Origin of the sequence: Bradyrhizobium sp. SHOUNA76 (assembly GCF_023006445.1) — a bacterium.
Classification (GTDB): domain Bacteria; phylum Pseudomonadota; class Alphaproteobacteria; order Rhizobiales; family Xanthobacteraceae; genus Bradyrhizobium.
Genome location: NZ_JALBHA010000674.1, coordinates 1 through 2,734 on the forward strand (window position 1 = coordinate 1; position 2,734 = coordinate 2,734).

The window sequence follows — 2,734 nt, forward strand, 5'->3', positions numbered from 1 at the left end:
AGGCGCGTGGCCTGCTCGCCGTCGAGCACGCCGCCCTTGGCCGGACCCTTGCGCCCTTCGGCGATCGCCATGACGACTCCATGGAGCGTGTGCATGTCCTGCTTGGTCGGCTCCATCCGGCTGAAGATGTTGCGCAGGTTCACCAGCATGGTGTCGCGCTTCTCGGCCGGGCGCAGGAATTCCACCTTGTCGAGCTCGCGGATGAGATTGTCGAAGAAGGCCTGCATCTGGTGCTGCGAGGCGCGCTCGGAGCGCTCCGGCATGGCGTGCGGCAGCTCGCCTGACGTGGCCCGCTTGAACCATTCATAGCCGACCAGCAGCACCGCCTGGGCGAGGTTGAGCGAGGCGAAGCCCGGATTGACCGGGAAGGTGATGATGCGGTTGGAGAGCCCCACCTCCTCGTTGGTCAGCCCCCAGCGCTCGCGGCCGAACAGGATGCCAGCCTTGCCGCCGGTCGCGACATGCCCGGCGATCTCGCTAGCCGCGGCCTCCGGCCCGACCACGGGCTTGGCCTGGTCGTGAGGGCGAGCCGTGGTGGCGAACAGCAGGTCGAGGTCGGCGACGGCCTGCTCCACCGTGTCGAACAATTCGACCTTTTCCAGAATGTGGTCGGCGCCGGCCGCGGCGCGCTGGGCGGCGATGTTGGGCCAGCCGTCCCGGGGGTTGACGATGCGCAAGGCGCCAAGCGCAAAATTGCCCATGGCGCGCGCGGCCATGCCGATGTTTTCACCGAGCTGCGGCTCGACCAGGATGACGATGGGACCGTCGAGGGACAAACCCGCCTTGCTCTTGTCAGTCCCCGACATCTGATTTCGCTTTCACACTGGTTCTCAAGGCCTTGGCAAGGCCGCCTTAGGAATTGATTCAAGCCGCCCCTTCCGGACGGTCGTCCCGCTCGCCTGTCGTTTGCCTGTCCTGACAAAATTCTCAAGGGAAATAACGGGTTGGATTCGGTTTTTGAATCTCACCTGGAACGTGCCCCGGGGGCCCGGCCGAAGGCCGGCTGCCGCCCCCCATCTGGGCAAGCTGGATGAGCTAAAAGTGCATAATCCCTTGGCTTTCGCCCGCCGCGTCCGGGTGCTAAGAGGCGGCGGATATTCCCGTGGCGCACCAAAAGCGCCGTTCCAAGAGGCTTCCCCGATCATGGCAAAAATCAAGGTATCCAATCCCGTCGTCGAACTCGATGGCGACGAGATGACCCGGATCATCTGGCAGTACATCAAGGACAAGCTGATCAACCCGTACCTCGATGTCGAGCTGCTCTATTTCGACCTGGGCATGGAATACCGCGACCACACCAACGATCAGGTCACCATCGACGCCGCCGAAGCCATCAAGAAGGTCGGCGTCGGCGTCAAGTGCGCCACCATCACCCCTGATGAAGCCCGGGTGAAGGAGTTCAACCTCAAGCAGATGTGGAAGTCGCCGAACGGCACCATCCGCAACATCCTCGGCGGGGTGATCTTCCGCGAGCCGATCATCTGCAAGAACGTGCCGCGCCTGGTTCCCGGCTGGACCAAGCCGATCATCATCGGCCGCCACGCCTATGGCGACCAGTACCGCGCCACCGATTTCAAGTTCCCCGGCAAGGGCACCCTCTCGATGAAGTTCGTCGGCGAGGACGGCACCGTGATCGAGAAGGAAGTGTTCAAGGCTCCGGGCGCCGGCGTCGCCATGGAGATGTACAATCTCGACGACTCCATCATCGACTTCGCCCGCGCCTCGCTGAACTACGGCCTGCTGCGCAACTACCCGGTCTATCTCTCGACCAAGAACACGATTCTGAAGGTCTATGACGGCCGCTTCAAGGACATCTTCCAGGACATCTACGACCGCGAGTTCAAGAAGGAATTCGAGGCCAAGGGCCTGACCTACGAGCACCGCCTGATCGACGACATGGTGGCCTCGGCGCTGAAATGGTCCGGCGGCTATGTCTGGGCCTGTAAGAACTACGACGGCGACGTGCAGTCCGACACGGTCGCGCAGGGCTACGGCTCGCTCGGCCTGATGACCTCGGTTCTCCTCACTCCCGACGGCAAGACCGTGGAAGCCGAAGCTGCCCACGGCACGGTGACCCGCCACTACCGCGAGCACCAGAAGGGCAAGGAGACCTCGACCAACTCGATCGCCTCGATCTTCGCCTGGACCCGTGGCCTCGCCCACCGCGCCAAGCTCGACAACAATGCCGAGCTCGCCAAGTTCGCGAACACGCTGGAGAAGGTCTGCGTCGACACCGTCGAGGCCGGCTACATGACCAAGGACCTCGCGCTGCTGGTCGGCGCCGACCAGCGCTGGCTCTCGACCACCGGCTTCCTCGACAAGGTCGCCGAGAACCTGACCAAGGAGCTGGCGGCGTAAGCTGCCAGCCACGTCATTGCGAGCGTAAGCGAAGCAATCCAGAATCCCTCCACGGAGGCAGACTGGATTGCTTCGTCGCACCAGCGCAAAATTGCCTTGCAATTTTGTCGCGCGCTCCTCGCAATGACGAGACGAGAGATCGAGGACATCTCATGCAGGCCTTCAAGAGCCTCGCCTTTGCGGCCTTCGCACTCACCAGCACCTCCGCATTCGCAGCAGACCCCCTCCCCGACGCCATCGCCGCAGCGGGCGAGAGCGTCGTGCTCAGCGTCCACGCCGAGGGCGCGCAGGTCTATGAGTGCAAGGCCGGCACCGACGGCAAGCTCGCCTGGGCCTTCCGCGAGCCGATCGCGACGCTGCTCTCGGACGGCAAGAC

3 protein-coding genes are annotated in these 2,734 nt (G+C 63.6%); 2 read left to right on the plus strand and 1 reads right to left on the minus strand.

The window, feature by feature from the left end; translation table 11 throughout:
* On the minus strand, positions 1-806 hold an 806-nt coding region (locus MOV74_RS35440), incomplete at its 3' end, for an RNA methyltransferase (protein ID WP_246931796.1).
* A 337-nt stretch (positions 807-1,143) separates the two neighbouring features.
* Here MOV74_RS35440 and MOV74_RS35445 point away from each other — a divergent pair.
* Both MOV74_RS35445 and MOV74_RS35450 read left to right on the plus strand, forming a co-directional pair.
* Positions 1,144-2,358 carry an NADP-dependent isocitrate dehydrogenase gene (locus MOV74_RS35445; protein ID WP_246931798.1) on the plus strand — a complete coding sequence of 405 codons (1,215 nt, stop codon included), beginning with the start codon at positions 1,144-1,146 and terminating at the stop codon, positions 2,356-2,358.
* Between the two features lie 152 nt (positions 2,359-2,510).
* The coding region (locus tag MOV74_RS35450) for a DUF3455 domain-containing protein (RefSeq protein WP_246931800.1) at positions 2,511-2,734 on the plus strand (224 nt) is incomplete at its 3' end.